General features: G+C 45.0%; 16 protein-coding genes and 1 riboswitch. All 16 genes read right to left on the bottom strand.

Translation table 11 applies throughout. The features are described 5' to 3' along the window. Window positions 1-140 precede the first annotated feature (140 nt). The 16 genes from fusA to NTX44_00990 all read right to left on the bottom strand — a co-directional run bounded on the left by fusA (window position 141) and on the right by NTX44_00990 (window position 16,969). Entirely contained in the window at window positions 141-2,252 is a 2,112-nt protein-coding gene (fusA, locus tag NTX44_01065) for an elongation factor G (GenBank protein ID MCX6120196.1), read from the bottom strand. A 101-nt stretch (window positions 2,253-2,353) separates the two neighbouring features. Next, window positions 2,354-2,749: a DUF948 domain-containing protein gene (locus NTX44_01060; GenBank protein ID MCX6120195.1), complete on the bottom strand. Its 396-nt coding sequence runs from the start codon at window positions 2,747-2,749 to the stop codon at window positions 2,354-2,356. A 56-nt stretch (window positions 2,750-2,805) separates the two neighbouring features. Further along, a complete protein-coding gene (locus NTX44_01055; protein MCX6120194.1) occupies window positions 2,806-3,138 on the bottom strand; it encodes a YtxH domain-containing protein in 333 nt (110 codons plus the stop codon). Window positions 3,139-3,396: 258 nt separating this feature from the next. Beyond that, window positions 3,397-4,146, bottom strand: a complete 750-nt coding sequence (locus tag NTX44_01050) for a tetratricopeptide repeat protein (GenBank protein MCX6120193.1) — start codon at window positions 4,144-4,146, stop codon at window positions 3,397-3,399. A gap of 8 nt (window positions 4,147-4,154) precedes the next feature. After that, on the bottom strand, window positions 4,155-4,451 hold the full coding sequence (locus NTX44_01045; protein MCX6120192.1) for an integration host factor subunit beta: 297 nt from the start codon (window positions 4,449-4,451) through the stop codon (window positions 4,155-4,157). Window positions 4,452-4,468: 17 nt separating this feature from the next. After that, window positions 4,469-5,371 carry a signal peptide peptidase SppA gene (sppA, locus tag NTX44_01040; GenBank protein ID MCX6120191.1) on the bottom strand — a complete coding sequence of 301 codons (903 nt, stop codon included), beginning with the start codon at window positions 5,369-5,371 and terminating at the stop codon, window positions 4,469-4,471. Window positions 5,372-5,643: 272 nt separating this feature from the next. Then, window positions 5,644-6,585, bottom strand: coding sequence for a thioredoxin-disulfide reductase (gene trxB, locus NTX44_01035; GenBank protein ID MCX6120190.1), 942 nt, complete (start codon window positions 6,583-6,585; stop codon window positions 5,644-5,646). A gap of 538 nt (window positions 6,586-7,123) precedes the next feature. Continuing rightward, a complete protein-coding gene (locus tag NTX44_01030; GenBank protein MCX6120189.1) occupies window positions 7,124-8,290 on the bottom strand; it encodes a PAS domain S-box protein in 1,167 nt (388 codons plus the stop codon). 209 nt (window positions 8,291-8,499) lie between these two features. Next, a complete protein-coding gene (locus NTX44_01025; GenBank protein ID MCX6120188.1) occupies window positions 8,500-9,054 on the bottom strand; it encodes a cob(I)yrinic acid a,c-diamide adenosyltransferase in 555 nt (184 codons plus the stop codon). A gap of 21 nt (window positions 9,055-9,075) precedes the next feature. Next, the gene (gene queG / locus NTX44_01020) at window positions 9,076-10,017 is read right to left on the bottom strand and encodes a tRNA epoxyqueuosine(34) reductase QueG (GenBank protein ID MCX6120187.1); all 942 of its coding nucleotides are present in this window, start codon (window positions 10,015-10,017) and stop codon (window positions 9,076-9,078) included. A 5-nt stretch (window positions 10,018-10,022) separates the two neighbouring features. Further along, window positions 10,023-10,361 (bottom strand): Rieske 2Fe-2S domain-containing protein, encoded by a 339-nt coding sequence (locus NTX44_01015; GenBank protein MCX6120186.1) that lies wholly within the window; start codon window positions 10,359-10,361, stop codon window positions 10,023-10,025. Window positions 10,362-10,450: 89 nt separating this feature from the next. Further along, entirely contained in the window at window positions 10,451-10,789 is a 339-nt protein-coding gene (locus NTX44_01010; GenBank protein ID MCX6120185.1) for a YfhL family 4Fe-4S dicluster ferredoxin, read from the bottom strand. Between the two features lie 151 nt (window positions 10,790-10,940). Then, complete coding sequence (locus NTX44_01005; GenBank protein MCX6120184.1) at window positions 10,941-11,576, bottom strand: 2,3-bisphosphoglycerate-dependent phosphoglycerate mutase; 636 nt, start codon at window positions 11,574-11,576, stop codon at window positions 10,941-10,943. A 99-nt stretch (window positions 11,577-11,675) separates the two neighbouring features. Then, on the bottom strand, window positions 11,676-15,206 hold the full coding sequence (gene metH, locus NTX44_01000) for a methionine synthase (protein ID MCX6120183.1): 3,531 nt from the start codon (window positions 15,204-15,206) through the stop codon (window positions 11,676-11,678). Between the two features lie 64 nt (window positions 15,207-15,270). Then, window positions 15,271-15,346: riboswitch (SAM riboswitch) on the bottom strand. A 135-nt stretch (window positions 15,347-15,481) separates the two neighbouring features. After that, window positions 15,482-16,501, bottom strand: coding sequence for a redoxin domain-containing protein (locus NTX44_00995; protein ID MCX6120182.1), 1,020 nt, complete (start codon window positions 16,499-16,501; stop codon window positions 15,482-15,484). A gap of 12 nt (window positions 16,502-16,513) precedes the next feature. Then, window positions 16,514-16,969: a hypothetical protein gene (locus NTX44_00990; GenBank protein ID MCX6120181.1), complete on the bottom strand. Its 456-nt coding sequence runs from the start codon at window positions 16,967-16,969 to the stop codon at window positions 16,514-16,516. Window positions 16,970-16,977: the final 8 nt, after the last annotated feature.

The raw sequence follows: 16,977 nt of genomic DNA, 5'->3' as shown, positions 1-16,977 counted from the left end.
CACATGGCTTACAAGGATAGAGAGCCCCGCTTGTTTGCCGCCACGTAAAAACAGAACGTCCCATCAGGATTACCTCACGGGACGCGTGAATAAAAATGTAGGTGTTCAATATATTGAACACCTACAAAGATTAAATATTTTTACTCTTCTTCTTCCTTCTTATTCTTCGCGCTGGCTTCGATGACCTTCTCTGCTGCTTCACGCGGCATCTCATCGTAATGCGAGAACTTTGTTTTGTACACTCCGCGTCCCTGTGTCATAGAACGGAGAATCGTGGAATACTTATGAATCTCGGACATCGGAACGGTGGCTTTAATAATTTGGAAATGCCCTTCTGCTTCCATCCCTTGAATCTTTCCGCGCCGTCCTGAAAGATCGCCCATAACATCGCCCATATATTCTTCCGGCACTGTCACTTCAATAATATTGATCGGCTCCAGAAGAACTGGTTTCGCTTCCATAATGCCTTTTCTAAAAGCCATAGCACCGGCAATTTTGAAAGAATGTTCATCAGAATCCACCGCGTGGTATGAGCCGTCGAAAATTGTCACTTTCACATCCACCACTTCGTAACCGGCAAGCACGCCGCGCAGCATCGTTTCGATAACGCCCTTTTCAACCGCCGGCACAAAACGTCCCGGCACGACGCCGCCGACAAGAGCATCTTCAAATTCAAATCCTGCGCCTCGCGGCCGTGGTTCAATTTTAATATGCACGTGTCCGTATTGTCCGCGACCGCCGGTTTGTTTCTTGTGTTTATATTCTACATCCGGTGCCACAGCACGGATCGCTTCTTTGTATGGAATTTTCGGCTCAGTAAGATCCACATCAACGCTGTACTTGAGTTTCAGACGTTTGGTCACTATGAGCAAATGCAATTCGCCCTGTCCGGCAATGATAGTCTGGCTCAGTTTGCCATCGACCGAAACAACAAATGTCGGATCTTCCTCGTGCAAAGAATGCAATCCATTTGCCATCCGGTCTTCATCCCCTTTTACTTTAGAATGAATTGCCATGCGAATAACCGGATCCGGGAAAGCGATCGCTGAGTACACGACCGGAAAAGTCCGGCTGCTGAGCGTGTTATTGGTATGCGTATCTTTCAACTTCACCACGGCGCCAATGTCGCCTGCTGTCAGCTTTGCAATTTCCTGTCGCTCTTTGCCGTTCATCAAAAACAATTGTCCGAGGCGCTCGCCTTTACCGTTGGATTGGTTCAAAAGATCCAATCCCGGCATGATTGTACCGGAATACACACGGAAGTACGATAACTCGCCAACGTGCTCCTCCGAAACTGTTTTAAATACAAAGAGCGACGGTTCCTTCGTTACATCAGGCTCTACATCAATTTCCTTTTTATCGGTGGTATTTGTTGCTTTCACTGCACCGCGATACTTTGGCGAAGGCCCGTAGGTATCGATGAAGCTCATGAGTGGTCCCACCCCTATGCCAAACGTAGCGGCAGTACAATAGATGGGGAAAATTTTTCGCGTGAGCAGTGCAATGCGGAAGCCGTTTTCGAGATCGGCATCTTTCAACGTACCATCCTCGAAAAACTTATTCATTAAAGATTCATCGGTTTCTGCAATTTTTTCGATGAGTTCTTCGTGCAACTGTTCAGCTTTCTGCTGCAGGTCGGCGGGAATATCGAGCTCAATAAATTTTCCGTTACCTTCCCGATTGAATTTCAGCAGTTTCATCTTCAGTACATCTACAACGGTGTCAAATGAAAGCCCTTGGTTCAGGGGAAACTGCACCAGCACAACATCATTCCCAAATCGTTCTTTTGCTGTCGAAACCGCCTGATCGAAATCGGCGTTTTCTGCATCCAATTTATTGACCACTAACAGTGCAGGCAGATTGTGAGCTTTTGTGTAGTTCCACACTATTTCAGTACCGACTTCCACACCTTCAACCGCTTTGACAAGTACAACCGCAAGATCAGCGACACGCAGTGAACTAATAACTTCGCCCGTAAAATCTGAATAGCCTGGAGTATCGATAATATTGATCTTTGTTCCCTGCCAATCGGTATGAAGTACAGCGGCGTTGATAGAAATCTTGCGTTCAATTTCATCCGCATGATAATCAGAGATTGTCGAACCGTCTTCCACACGTCCCATGCGTGCAGCGGCTCCTGAGACAAACATCAACGACTCGGTCAACGTCGTTTTCCCTGAACCTCCGTGACCGATAAATGCAATGTTTCGAATTTTATCAATTGAATATTCTTTACCTGTTGTTTTTGACACGATGGTCTCTCCTATCCTTAAAATAGCAACGCCAGCATTCCGCTGCAGAAGGCAGGCGGGTATCCGTCGTCAGCATAAAATTCTTTTTTCTTAGGACTACATCAGAAGATATCCTGCGAGCGACGCCCGAGCAAGGATACAACGCGATTGATGACGTTGCCGAACAATGCGCTCACGCGCAAGAGCGGCTCTTCCAACATCTGTTGAAAACGTTCCTCAAAACGAGTCACGTTTTCCGTAATGCGTTTGAACGCAACAAAAACTCCCTGCACCATGTTGACCTGTTCGTCCACTTTGGAAGCTATCAAACGCAGCTTGTCCGTCATTGTATTGATATTTTCGAGGATCGGTTTCAGGTTTTTATTCAAATCGACAAGCTCACGCTGCAAGATCTGCAGAAATGCATTGAAGCGAGTCAGGACAACGATAAGATAAATGCACAGTGCGGAAGCGCTGAACAGCGCTAGTATTATTGAAAGATGAATTAATGTTTCCACTCGAGTTTCCCTCTTATGGATTTAGTGAATAGTGTTGTTTGGATTTCAATACACAATCAGGCGTTCTTTCCGCCTTCGTTCTTGGTGCGCGCGTGATTCATAACACGATCTGCATCGCCCATGATTGAGTCGGCCTTGCGGCGTGCATCATCTACCAGCGAGCTGGCTTTTTGTTTTCCTTCATTAATAATATCGACTGCTGTCGATTTCGCACGCGCCATATATTCCTGAGCGTCATCCATCATATCGCCTGCCTTTTCTTTTATATCGGCGCGCAGTTCTTTGCCTGTTTTTGGTGCATAGAGCAGCGCAATTGCCGCACCGACGATACTGCCTGCGATGAACCCAACAATGAGTCCTTTCGCCATACCATCATTTTCCTGTGCCATTACAACCTCCTGTATGTGACGATTTTAACTGTTGAACTGAACATCATTACATTTTCATCTCAATTCTTCTCTCCATCAACTCACATTCGTATCTTACTCTGCCTGCCGTGAGTGAACCAACCGGCAGGCAAAGGGATAAGAACCTAACGGGACTTCTTCTTGTGACGCTGCTTCCGCAAACGCTTCTTGCGCTTGTGTGTCGCTATTTTATGGCGTTTCCGCTTACGACCACATGGCATACGCGGCTCCTTTCTGTTATTACTGCTTCATTGTTTGTGAGTTGTGTTGAGTTAAAAGTTGCTGCGCTCGTTTCCCGACTTCACTGGCGGGATCGAGAGCAACTGTCTTCTTAAACCATGTATTCGATTCCTGGAGGCTGCCTTCGCTGAGACAAACAATTCCAAGGTTGAAATGCGCATACAGATGGTTTGGAACGTAATGTAACGCCGTCTTCATTTCGTTCTTTGCTTCTGAAAAATTGCCAAGTTCCTTAAAGCAAATTCCCAAGTCCACACGAGCATTGGCATCGCTCGGATTCTGCAATAAATACTTTTTGTAGTATGGAATTGCTTTCTCAAAGAAAAGTCCGTCATGCAAAAGATTAGCAAGCTGCAGCGTCAACGTCATGTCTTTCGGTTGAGCTGCTACTCTGCTTTCCAATTCCTGAATCTCTGCAGGTACTTGCATCGGTGCGCTCACCGGTTGGATTGCCTGCTGTTGAACCACATCAGCACCCGGCCGTTTCTCAACCAACAATACATACGCAGTGAGAGCAAGCGCTATAACAGCAATCGAACCGAGAATTGATTTCGACGACCAAGGCGCAGAAATATTTTTATTTTGCGATTTATTTTCTCGTAGTTTTTTTTTGAGTGTATCCTTTTGCGAAACGGCTTCAACCGCAGTTGCGGTTTCTGCCCAATCCACTGCAACACCGCACGATGGACACAACATATCCTTTCGTGTTAATGCCGAGCCGCATTGCGTGCATGTAATTTTTGGTTTCATTCCCGCCATTAAGCAGCGCTCTTCTTCAGATTTTCATTTACTACTTGCTTCATTTCTTTCGATACTTTAAATATCGGGACAAAATGTTCATCCACCATCACCTGCGCGCCTGTGCGCGGATTGCGTGCCATCCGGCCTTTTCGTTTCTTAACCTTAAAACTGCCGAAACCGCGAATCTCGATATTCTTTCCTTCCTTCATTGCAGAAATAACCGTCATGATGAATCCATCCACCACGGCTTCGGTTTCTACTTTCGTTAGTCCTGTTGCCGATGCAATAACTTCTACGATATCTGCTTTTGTCACGGAACCTCCTTACAGTGTTAGTTGGGGGACGTGAATCGGTACTGCAAAACCGGCTGCTGCAAAAACTCCTGCCGAATTTTTGTCACTTCCGTTGCCGCATCACCAATGAGTTTTTCAAAGATTGTTTTTCTCTTTGTCTCTTTCACAATGCTCGGTTTGCCATGAATACCACCAAGCTCCGCTGCAATGCTTATGGCATCTTCCATGGTACCGAGTGTATCGACAAACCCATATTCTTCTGCCTGCCGTCCGGTAAACACACGGCCGTCGGCATACTTTAAGACATCCTTGCGATCCATTCCGCGTTCTTCTGCGACAACATCGACAAACTGATCGTATACATCGCCGATAAGCATGTTGAAGTACCGTTTCTCTTCCTCCGTGGTCTTGCGGAATGGTGAACCGGAATCCTTAAACTTGCCCGTCTTGAATGTCGTCTGATCTATGCCAATTTTATCCATGAGCTGCTGAAAATGCATGAATTGAAATATGACGCCGATGCTTCCCGTGAGCGTTCCGGGATTTGCTACAATTCTCGTTGCACCACACGAAACATAATACCCGCCGCTTGCCGCCACAGAACCCATCGACACAACGACAGGTCTACCGGCATCACGAGTCTTTTTCACTTCCTCATAAATTTCCTGACTCGCCGATACTCCGCCACCCGGCGATTCAACACGAAATACAATTGCCCGAATCGATTTGTTCTCGCGATACTTTTTGAACTGCCTCACAATATCTTCGGAAGAGATAATCGGTTCTTTCAGTTCAACCACAGCAATCTTTTCGCCGCCGGTCGATATTGTTTCTTCGCTTTCGTCAGAAAATATCCACGAGACTATCGTCAGGACAAATAGCCCAAAGAGGAATACGAGCGCGGCAATAATGCCTATGACCCATTTTGAAGTTTTGGACATAGATTCCACGAAGATCGAGCTTGATTAGCTCGTTTCGTGCCTTTCGTGTAAGTTATTATGGCGAAACAAATTATGAAATAGAGGGCGGAAAGTCAATCAAACAAGCTGAAAAAAGAGATATGAATAAAATGAGTATTACAACGAATAAATGAAGTATTTGTTCACAGAAGTTGGAGACTACAACAGACCGATAGATATGTACTACCCTGATAATAGATAGAGTCCACTTACCCAAGATAAACTAAGTGAAATGGACTCTATCTTCTTAGTTGTTATTCATATTCTGCCAAAAATCGCTCGGCATCGATTGCAGCCATGCAGCCTGTACCGGCCGCACTAATTGCCTGCCGATATTTTGGGTCTGCAACATCACCCGCAGCAAAAACTCCTGGAATGTTCGTTGCTGTGCTTTGCGGCTGTGTCTTTAAATAACCGACGGCATCCATTGCTAACACACCTTCAAATAATTTTGTGTTCGGTTGATGGCCAATGGCAAGGAAAAGTCCATCGCATTTGAAATCTGTCTCAGCATTTGTTTTTACATTCTTCAATCGTACACCGGTTAATTTCTTATGTCCGCCTTCGTTTGTACCAAGTACTGTCTCAACTACTGAATCCCATATAAAATCGATCTTCGGATTTTTCTTCGCCTTGTCAATCATTGCCTTTGACGCACGCAGTTCATTCCGCCGGTGCACGACTGTCACCCGTGCGGCATGCTTTGTGAGGTATGTGGCTTCTTCCATAGCCGTATCACCGCCGCCCACAACTACAACGTGCTGATTCTTGAAAAAGAATCCATCGCATGTGGCGCACGCGGAAACTCCATAGCCCATATATTCCGATTCGCTGGACATGTTCAACAGCTTCGCCGACGCTCCTGTGGAAATAATCAGTGACTCGGCAAAATATTCTTCACCCTCCGCAACGACTTTAAATGGACGCTTTGAGAGATCTACCGATTCAGCCGACTTGAACACCGTTTCCGCACCAAATCGCTGTGCTTGTTTTCGGATGGCATCCATGAGATCCGGCCCCATGATTCCTTCAGGAAATCCGGGATAATTATCTACTTCCGTTGTTATGGTTAATTGTCCGCCGGGCTGCTGCCCCTCAAATACGAGTGGTGAGAGATTTGCGCGCCCTGCATAAAGCGCAGCAGTAAGTCCGGCTGGTCCGGAACCGATGATGATAACTTTGCGATGATCAGACATATTCGATTTTCGATTTAGTGATCTAGAGATTTAATGATTTTATGATTTAAAAATTGTCTTTTACTTATACAACTGATATCTGATAACTTTCACTCTATTAGATGAAACTCAGTCTAAAAAGGATTCAGAATCTTAGACTGCACAACAAAACTACTTTGAACTTCTATGAGATTCAAGTACAGTTTTCGCATTTCCAGTTAATCCGGAATGCTTTAGCCGTTTCATGGAACTTCTTCTGAACCGCCGGCTGAACTCTTCCTGACTCATTCGCAGTAGTCTAACATCGGCATACTGTATTCCAGTTCCGGCCCGACCAAGATTTCTCCATTGAGCAGATACTCTCTGAGAAGGTCTCATTCTGTTTTATGCTGGGCTAACGTAGTACAAGAAGGAATTGTTTGGTGCAACATGCACCAATGTCCGAATGAAGGCAGTCAAAGCTCGCGTGGAATACTCCTGATCTTATGATCGATCATCTCCATTGATTGATCGCTGGTAGAGTGATTATGTCTTGTGATTCGAATGTTAAATTGAAATACTATATTTTCTTTTTCTTGGTGCGTTTTGGTTTTGTGATTTCAGTAGCCAGGATCATCTTCGCGTTATGCCCGTTGAATTCCAGTGTATGTGAAATGATTTCGACTTCGACAATCTTGCCGTTCTTCTTCCGATGACGCCACACCCCAGCTTCATTAAATCCATCGTGCTCTGAAGTTTTCTTCAAATGCTTCGTTAAAGCCTTATTATCTTCCTCCGGTCGAATATCCCTGATCGACATGGAAAGAAATTCTTCGCGGCTGTAACCATAGTAATGCACCGCGGCATCATTCACTTCTAAAAATTGCAGTGTATCGATGTCATAGAGCCACATTGGATGCGGATTGGCTGTAAAAAGCAGACGGTACCTCAGCTCTGATGCCTGCAATTGTTCTTCTATACGTTTTCGATCCGTTACGTCAAACGCAATACCTAGTCCTGCAGGAATACCTTCATAATGAATCGCGCTTGCGGCAAAATCCATCCATCGCTCTTTTCCGTCTTTCGTTACGATTTTAAATTCATAACGAGCCGGTACATTTTCATTGCGCTGCCGTGCTAATCCTCGCTGATGAACCATCTCGCGATACTCCGGATGCACTAACTCCCAAAATTTCATATTGAGCAATTCATCTTTTGTGTAGCCGGTAATCTGTTCTGAAGCAGTATTTACATATGTGAATCGTTCCCCCTGGTAAATCACAATGAGGGCAGTACTCATCTCCGCAAGCGCTTTGAACCGTGCTTCGCTTTGTCTCTGTGCTTCTTCCGCGCGCATACGCGCCTCACGATCACGTTTCTGATTCACAACAGAAAGAATCGCGGGAACCAATCGAATGCTGTTTGTCTTTAAAAGAAATTCGGATGCCCCTTCTTTCATGCATTCAACAGCTTTTTCTTCCCCTACAGAGCCGGTATAAATAATCGTTGGTGTTCCGGGTGCAAGTTCATTGACAAACCGGAGTGCTTCGAGTCCATTGATATCAGGAAGCGTATAATCGATGACAATGCAATCAAATCGGGGTGCTTCAAGCTCACGAAGGAATGCTTCTTTGTTGCGAACATCTTTCACGATCATCTCCACAGGAGCAGATTGTGTCTTCCGTGTAAAGAGACGGATTGACGATGGATCGTCTTCAAGCAAAAGAATTGAAAGCGGAGAGGACAAGGCACTCATCCTTTATTAAAAAGGGTTACATCATGAAAGACAAAAAGGGATTATGAAAAGATAGTTGAAGTCAAACAGAAAGGCAATAGAAATTTTCAATTCTCTTTATAACCACGAATTCAATGGACGAAAGACCTACACAGGAGTGCCGATCATTCTCGTGGGAACTGCTCAGCTACTAGTGTCCTGTTCTTCCGATTTTCGGGCGATCAAATCTCGGATGTTGGATGCCAGGAAATTTCATTCACCTTTGAAATCTTATTTGCATAGCGCGCCAATACAAACAAAAGATCGGCAAGCCGATTGAGATACACGAGCGGAAATTTTCCAATCTCTTCTTTTCTTCCAAGCGCATCTACGAACCGTTCGGCACGGCGGCAGACTGTCCTTGCAACATGCAGCTGCGCACTCACGGCCGAACCGCCAGGAAGAATAAATGATTTCAAAGGTTCTAATTGTGCATCCAATCGATCAATTGTTTCTTCAAGAATTTGAATTTCATTTTGTTGAACGCGTTTCATCTTCATCGGCGTAGTATCGAAAGGTGTGGCGAGATCGGCACCAAGCACAAAAAGCTGATTCTGAATTTGCTCAAGAATGCTGTCCACTTCAGTGTGAGGTTTGAGGGCACGGGAAACTCCAAGCAGTGCATTCAATTCATCTACTGTGCCGTACGCATCGATGCGGAGTGAGCTTTTCGGGACACGCTTGCCTCCAAAAAGTGAAGTATCGCCTGTGTCGCCGGTTTTAGTATAAATTTTCATACTCATTCTTTATTGTTGATGTTATGTTATATCTTTGAAAGATTCCAATACGGCTTTTGCATTTCGGGTCATTCCGGAATGCTTCGTACGTTTTATGGGGCTTTTTCGGAACCGCCGGCTGAATTCTTCCTGATGCATTTCGGCAAGTTCTGTCAACCTGGGTGCAACATTTTCTTCCCGCGGCTGGAAAGCCGGTTCTTTCGTCTCATGCTGAAATCGATTCCATGGGCAAACATCCTGACAAATATCGCACCCATATATCCAATTCTGAAAATTCGAAACAATCTCTTGTGGCAATTCACTGCGATGTTCGATGGTCAGGTAGGAGATACATTTGTGAGCATCGAGTACATACGGCTGAACGATTGCCTGTGTCGGACACGCATCAATGCATGCAGTGCACGTGCCGCAGTAGTCTACCATCGGCGTGTCGTATTCCAGTTCTGCATCGATCAAGATTTCTCCAAGGAATACCCACGACCCGAACTTCCGTGTAATAATATTTGTATGCTTCCCCAACCATCCGATACCGGCACGAACAGCCCAGGCTTTATCCATCACCGGCCCGGTATCAACATAAATTTTCCCTTCAGCTCCAGGAATTTCCGACTTAATAAATTCATACAACTTCTCCAACCGATTCGTCAGCACAAAGTGATAATCATCACCCCAGGCGTATCTTGATATTTTACCAACATCAGCGGCGTTGGAATGTTGTGATGGTGTATAATAATTGAGAGCGACACAAATTACTGATTTCGCCTTCGGGAGGATTTTCGTTACGTCAAGACGTTTCTCGAGATCACGTTCCAACCATTTCATCGAAGCATGATAACCGCGGGCAAACCATTCGCGTATATGGTTTTCTTCTTCATTCAATACTTCAGCGCGTGCGATTCCGATGCCGGAGAAGCCGAGCTCATGAGCTTTCGTTTTTATGCGGTATGTGAGGGATAATTTCATACGCCCTATGAGGATCCAGGAAGTATGTTCTCATCTTCAGACTTTTTTATCCAGACATTGTTTTTATCCACACGAACCTCAAGGATATTCAAGCGCCCGCTCCCCGTTACCGCTTTTCCGGTCCTTATATCGAAACTCCAGCCATGCATAGGGCAAGTAATCGTGTGTTGTTCCAATATCCCTTGGTGAAAAACTGCATACCGCTGATGCGGACAAAGATTTTCGATAGCAAATATTTGTTCCCCAACGCGAAGGAGCACACATTCGCATTCTCCAACTTTAACGCGTTTGGGAAACGCTTGGGTAATTTCATCAACCTGTGCAACCTTTTCAAATCCGATCATTTTCCTCCCGGCGCATGCAGTGGTCAAAATAAAAAAAGTCGGTCCCTCGCTGTTGGAAGAACCGACTTTAAAAACTAACCGCTCAGTTATTACTTGCGGAAACGCGAGTTTGACGCGTTTAATTCTCCGAAGGTTTTTTCGGGGTGAATCACCTTTGCTTTTGCAGCTAATTGCTCTTCCGTTTCAACATGTTCCGGATCCGGTACGCAGCAATCAACCGGACAAACCGCCGCGCACTGCTCTTGATCGAAGTGGCCGACGCACTCAGTGCATTTTTCAGGAACGATATAATAGAAATCCTTAGATAATGCGTCAAATGTTTTTCCGCCTAATTCATAAGATGTGCCGCTGGAGTAGATTGCCGTATTCGGGCATTCAGGTTCACATGCGCCACAGTTAATACATTCTTCAGTGATCTTCGTCGCCATAGGGTGTCTCCTTGATTAAAAAACTTTAGTGATGAGTTGTCTCGTTATCAATGCGGGATCATGCAATTACAACTCTAATTTTGACGCATCGAATATGCAAAAGAGACAACCGAAATGCAAGCGGAAATTCCGCAAAAATATTGCCTGTTTTTTACAAATATCGATGTTCTGTGATTTTTCCATTGCTGTCATAGACATATAATAATGGAACACCTGTAGGGATATTAAGTTCCAGCACTTGTTCTTTTGTAAGGTTGTCTAACCGCATAACAATGGAACGCAGACTATTTCCATGTGCCGCGACAATCACATTCTTGCCGGCGAGAACATCGGGAATGATCTTTGCTTCAAAATACGGCAGCGTGCGCGCGGCTGTGTCCTTTAGGCTCTCGCTAATACCGTCGGGATTCAGTTCGGTCACATCTCTCGGCGGCGGTACATCGTAACTGCGGCGCCAGATTTTCAACTGTTCTTCACCATACTGTTTACCGATATCGGCTTTATTCAATCCCTGCAGAGCACCATAGTGACGTTCATTCAGTGCCTTGTCCCGATCAAGAGGAAGATTACTTTGACCTATGATTTTTAGAACAATATCCATCGTGTTGATAGCACGTCTGAGAACGGATGTGTATCCTTTATCGAATTTATATCCTTTGAGCTTCTCTCCTGCTTGGCTCGCTTCCTTTTCGCCTTTTGGCGAAAGAGGAATATCCACCCAGCCGGTAAAACGGTTTTCAAGATTCCATTGTGATTCTCCATGACGGAGAAGTACTAGATGTGGCATAGTTGATCCTTATATAAAAGTTATCAGTTGTCAGTTATCAGCTGTTTACTTTTAACAATATTTTGTCTTAATACTTACTTACGTTATACTTTCAATTTTTTACTTGATATTAAAGTACCTCGCTTCAGGATGATGAACAACGATAGCATCTGTTGATTGTTCAGGATTCAGCATAAACTCGTCGGTCATTGTCACGCCGATGCGCTCCGGTTTCAGCAAATCAAAAAGCTTTTTGTGATCTTCAAGATTCGGACACGCTGGATAGCCAAAGCTGAACCGCGAACCTTGATATCCCTGGCTGAACAGGCGCTTGATTTCCGGTGAATCTTTACCGGCAATACCAAGTTCTTCGCGAATCTTCTTATGCCAGAGCTCCGCGAGCGCTTCTGCGGACTCAACACTCAGCCCGTGAAAATAAAGATACTCTTTATATTCATTTGAATCAAAAAGCTTCTTCGAGTGCTCAGATGCTACCTTTCCCATAGTCACGAGATGAAATGCCACGACATCAATCTTACCTGAATTCACCGGCGCGAAGTAATCACTGATGCACAAGAAGCGGTCATCTTTTTGGCGCGGGAATGTAAACCGAAGCCGTTTTTTTAATTTCGAATTTGGAAATTCGAAATTCGAAATGTCATCAGGTATTGCATAGATAATAAGATCATTCCCATCCGATTGGCAAGGGAAATATCCATACACAACTTTCGGTTCAAAAAGTTTTTCTTTTTTAATTTTTAATTTTAAAGTTTCAAATTCCGGATAAATTTGTTCCTGAAGAATCCGCCGATATTCCTCTTCGCTCTTCTTTCCGCGCACCACCCGCCACTGTCCGCGAATAAGCGCAGCTTCATTGATGTAGCGAAAAACCTCGTCAAGCGAAATATCATCCACAACGTGTGAACCCCAGAATGGCGGCTTCGGAATTTCACTATCCGTCCGAATTTTTGATCGCGTCGGTGTCTTTTCCTCTTCTGCAAACATCAGTGCAATCTTTGCTTCTGTACCAATCAGCGTTTCTTCGTTTTCCTTTTCTGTTTGACCAATTCCCCGCTCGTTTCTATCATCTCCCTTCTTTCCGCTTTTAATTTCTTCTATCAATCGTAGACCATCAAAGGCATCATTCGCATAGAAGACTTTCCCGTTGTATACCGATTTTAAATCCTGATCAACATAACGCCGTGTCAGTGCCGCGCCGCCGAGAATAACCGGAATCGTGATGTTCTGTTCGTTTAGCACTTCCAAATTTTCTTTCATCACCAGCGTAGATTTTACAAGCAATCCGCTCATTCCGATCACATCTGCATTGTGTTCTTTTGCCGCTTCGATCATCTTTTCTATCGAACACTTAATACCCAGGTTGATAACCTTGTACCCGTTGTTCGTCAGGATAATATCCACCAAATTTTTGCCAATGTCGTGCACATCACCTTTCACGGTGGCAACCACCATCGTTCCCTTTTGGCTCTCCGCATTCTTCTCCATGAACGGTTCAAGGTACGCCACTGCCGACTTCATCACTTCCGCCGATTGAAGAACAAACGGCAGCTGCATCTGTCCCGAGCCGAACAAAGTCCCAACCGTCTTCATTCCATCAAGCAGAATAGTGTTGATGATTTCTAGCGGAGCATAATTCTTCAATGCTTCATCGAGATCAGCCTGTATTCCAACTTTACTGCCGTCAATGATGCGGTTTTTCAACCGCTCTTCAATCGTTCCATCAACGACTTTCGATTCTTTCTCTTCCTTCATCTTGCCGGAGTAATGCACCATTAATTCCGTCAATGGATTGAAGACAACTTTCCGATTCTCTCCTTCACCTTCATACCGCCTTTCATCAAACACCAATTGCCGCGCAAGCTCGCGCCCTTTTTCATCAATCTTGAAGAGCGGAAGAATTTTCGATTGATGCACAATCGCCATATCGAGTCCTGCTTCAATTGCGTAATGCAGGAAAACGCTATTCAGTACCTGCCTTGTTGCCGGCGATAATCCGAACGAAACATTGCTCACACCCAGCGATGTATGGACTTCAGGAAATTCTTTTTTCATGAGCCGTATGGACTCAATTGTTTCTATCGCCGAGCGGCGGAATTCTTCATCGCCGGAGCCGAGCGTAAATGTCAGCGAGTCGAAAATCACATCGTGCGGCTTCATACCGTACTTGTTCACAACCAAGTTGTAAATGCGACGGGCGATAGAAAGTTTGTTCTCCGCCGTTTTCGCCATCCCCTGCTCGTCAATCGTCAATGCGATGACAGCCGCACCGTATTTTTTGCACAAAGGCACAATCTTGCCAATACGTTCTTCGCCATCTTCTAAATTGATAGAATTGACGACAGCCTTGCCACCAATGCGCTGAAGTGCTTCTTCAATCACATTCGCTTCCGTGGAATCAATGACTAACGGAATTGTAATTTGCTGATTGAAGCGCGTTATAATTTCGCGCATATCCGCCGCTTCGTTGCGCCCCACATATGCCGCGCAGACATCCAGCATGTGCGCGCCTTCCTTTACCTGCTCGCGTCCCATCGCGACGATGCCTTCCCAATCTTCTTTCGCTAACAGATCGCGGAAGAGTTTACTGCCATTGGCATTCGTCCGCTCGCCGATCAGTGTCGGCGGATTATCAACGCGGAACGCGGCGGATTGATACAAGCTCGATGCACCCGGAATAAATTCATAGTCGCGTTTCTTTGGAGCAAGGTGGCCAACTGCTTGCACAAGTTGACGGATATGTTCCTTCGTTGTACCGCAGCAGCCGCCGACAACGTTGACACCGAGATCTTTTACAAAGTGAGAAAGATAGTGCGCCATCTCTTCCGGTGTCAAATGATAGTGTGCGTGCCCACCAATATTTTCCGGTATGCCAGCATTCGGCATAACAAAAATCGGTTTAGGACTAATGTCTGCAAGTGTACGAATATGTTCGGACATCTCTTTCGGTCCGGTTGCACAGTTGATACCTATAACGTCAACATCGTACGGTTCGATACTTGACAATGCGGCAGATATTTCTGTGCCAAGCAGCATCGTTCCCATGGATTCGATTGTCACGGAAACAATGACAGGTAATTTCCTTTTCGCCTGGGAAAAATATTCAAACACTCCATACAACGCTGCTTTCGTCTGCAGAATATCCTGGCATGTTTCAACACACAGCAGATCGACGCCGCCTTCGGCTAAACCTTTTGCCTGTTCGTGATATGCCATCGCCATGTCTTTAAAACTGATATGTCCAAGCGACGGAAGTTTTGTGGTCGGTCCCATCGAACCAGCAACGAAACGCTGATGTCCCTTGCCGGAATAATCTTGTGCAATGCGTTTGGCAATTTGCGCGGCTTTAAAATTCAATTCGTATACACGATCTTGCAAACTATATTCTGCAAGCACAATGCGCGTACCGCCAAAAGAGTTTGTCTCGATAACATCACATCCTGCTTCGAGGAAATCGGTGTGTACATTTTCTACCGCTGATGGCTTTGAGATGACAAGATACTCATTGCATCCATCAAGCTGCTCACTGCCAAAGTCATCCGGCGTTAAACCCTGACCTTGCAAATGTGTTCCCGTTGCACCATCAAAGACGATGATTTTATCGCGTAATATTTCGAGAAAGGTTTTACTCATCGACTCGTAACTCGTTACTTCTTCTTCATAAAAAAATTCCCAACGTTGTTCGCGTCGGGATCGAAGTTCATTTCGGTTGACGCTTTAGCGATTCTTTATCGTGGCCGCAAGCTATCGTTCAAATCACCACTATAAAAATATACAAAAGAAAGGAATGAAGAGCAATTGGATTTTATGAATGATAGCTAGAAATGAGTAATAGAACATCTTCCTGACAACTCATGTAGGAAAAGAATTCAAGCCAATTTTCCTTTCAAGCACAAAACGAACGCTGATCAATTTGTCGATATCAATTCGGGAATAACACTGGTAGTAAAGCTAAACGAATAGACTTCAAGTTTCGGATTTGCAGTAATCAACTTAAGCAGATGGCTGCCGAATTCTTTATTTCGGACGATCGTGTACATTCTCGGTACATCAACAAAAAGAGATGATTGCTGTTTGGACCATAGGATGATATCTTCACCAGCAATTTCCTTGCGCAGCGGCTGGCTGTTCTGCTGAACGCCAACTTCACACACCGATCCATCACGCGATCCCATAACCGCATTTACCTCACGTGCTTGATATGGAAAAAGAATCCCACCATTTTCTCCTTCGTTTCCATCAAACCGCAAACACTGGCGTTCGTTCATCCACTTGCCGGTTGCATAAAACCGTTCAGGGAGATAAATGCCGGGATCAGTGTACTCAAGCGTTGATTCAGGATTGTAACCTTCCGGGTTGCCAAGCGCGCCGCGAAGGTATCCGAGGTATAATTCACTTGTCGGGCGAAAACAAACAGCGCCGGTACGATCTTCCTCGCGAAAAGGAACAGTGAGAGCAGGCAATTCACCGTGGCTGCCAGCTTCGCTGAGTAATTGCTGGATTGCACGTTCAAATTCAACATAACCGCCTTCACCGTGTTGAACGAATCGGATATACCCATCACGGTCAACAAGACAACGAGTAGGCCAATAGCGCACAGAATATGCATTCCAAATAATTGCTTTATTGTCGAGCATAACCGGATAAGTGATCTTGAAATTTTCGAGAGCTTTCTGCACGCGCTCTTGCGAAGCGCCAAATTCAAACTCCGGCGTGTGCACTCCAACAACCGTTAGGCCGAATGTTTTGTACTTCTTCTGCCACTCTTGAATGTAAGGCAATGTCCGAATGCAATTAACACACGTGTAGTCCCAAAAGTCAATTAAGACGACTTCACCGCTGTAATCACGGAGAGAAATCGGTTCGGAATTCAGCCAGAAGTTTCCGTAGAGTTCCGGAGCGTGAATATGTTTAGGCTCGAGTTCCATTTATTTTTGTGACTATTCCTCTTTTGCACCGGAACGCGCGACATACAAGAAACTATCCCGTACAAAATCAGCTGTATTTGTTCCAAACGGTTCTGGAATGCCTTTTTTCAATTGATCAAACGTCATAACAGTTCCGCCGGCTGAAATTGTCATATTCGGATTGACAAGAATAGCTCTTGTTGATCCACTGCATTTTAATATAACACTCGCCTTCACATTTGGAAAAACCGCTTCAATCATCGGATCAATGTGCACAGGCACTCCAAGAATTTTCATTTCATCCGGTGAATCGCATTGGATGTCAAGGTTCTGCGCTTTCAAGAAGGCAAGATCTTCCTGGACAACCTTTCTCGTAAAAACAGCAAGCTCATTCGCAGCGAGAGTCAGTCGTTCTCGCTCTACTGCAAATTTCATCCATTCTTTTAAGGTGTTTGTAAGAATCACCTTGCTTGTTTCACTGATCGCCATTGTTATCA

The sequence above is a fragment of the Ignavibacteriales bacterium genome, assembly GCA_026390575.1.
Classification (GTDB): domain Bacteria; phylum Bacteroidota; class Ignavibacteria; order UBA10030; family UBA10030; genus Fen-1298.
This window is presented reverse-complemented; position numbering and strand designations above follow the sequence as displayed.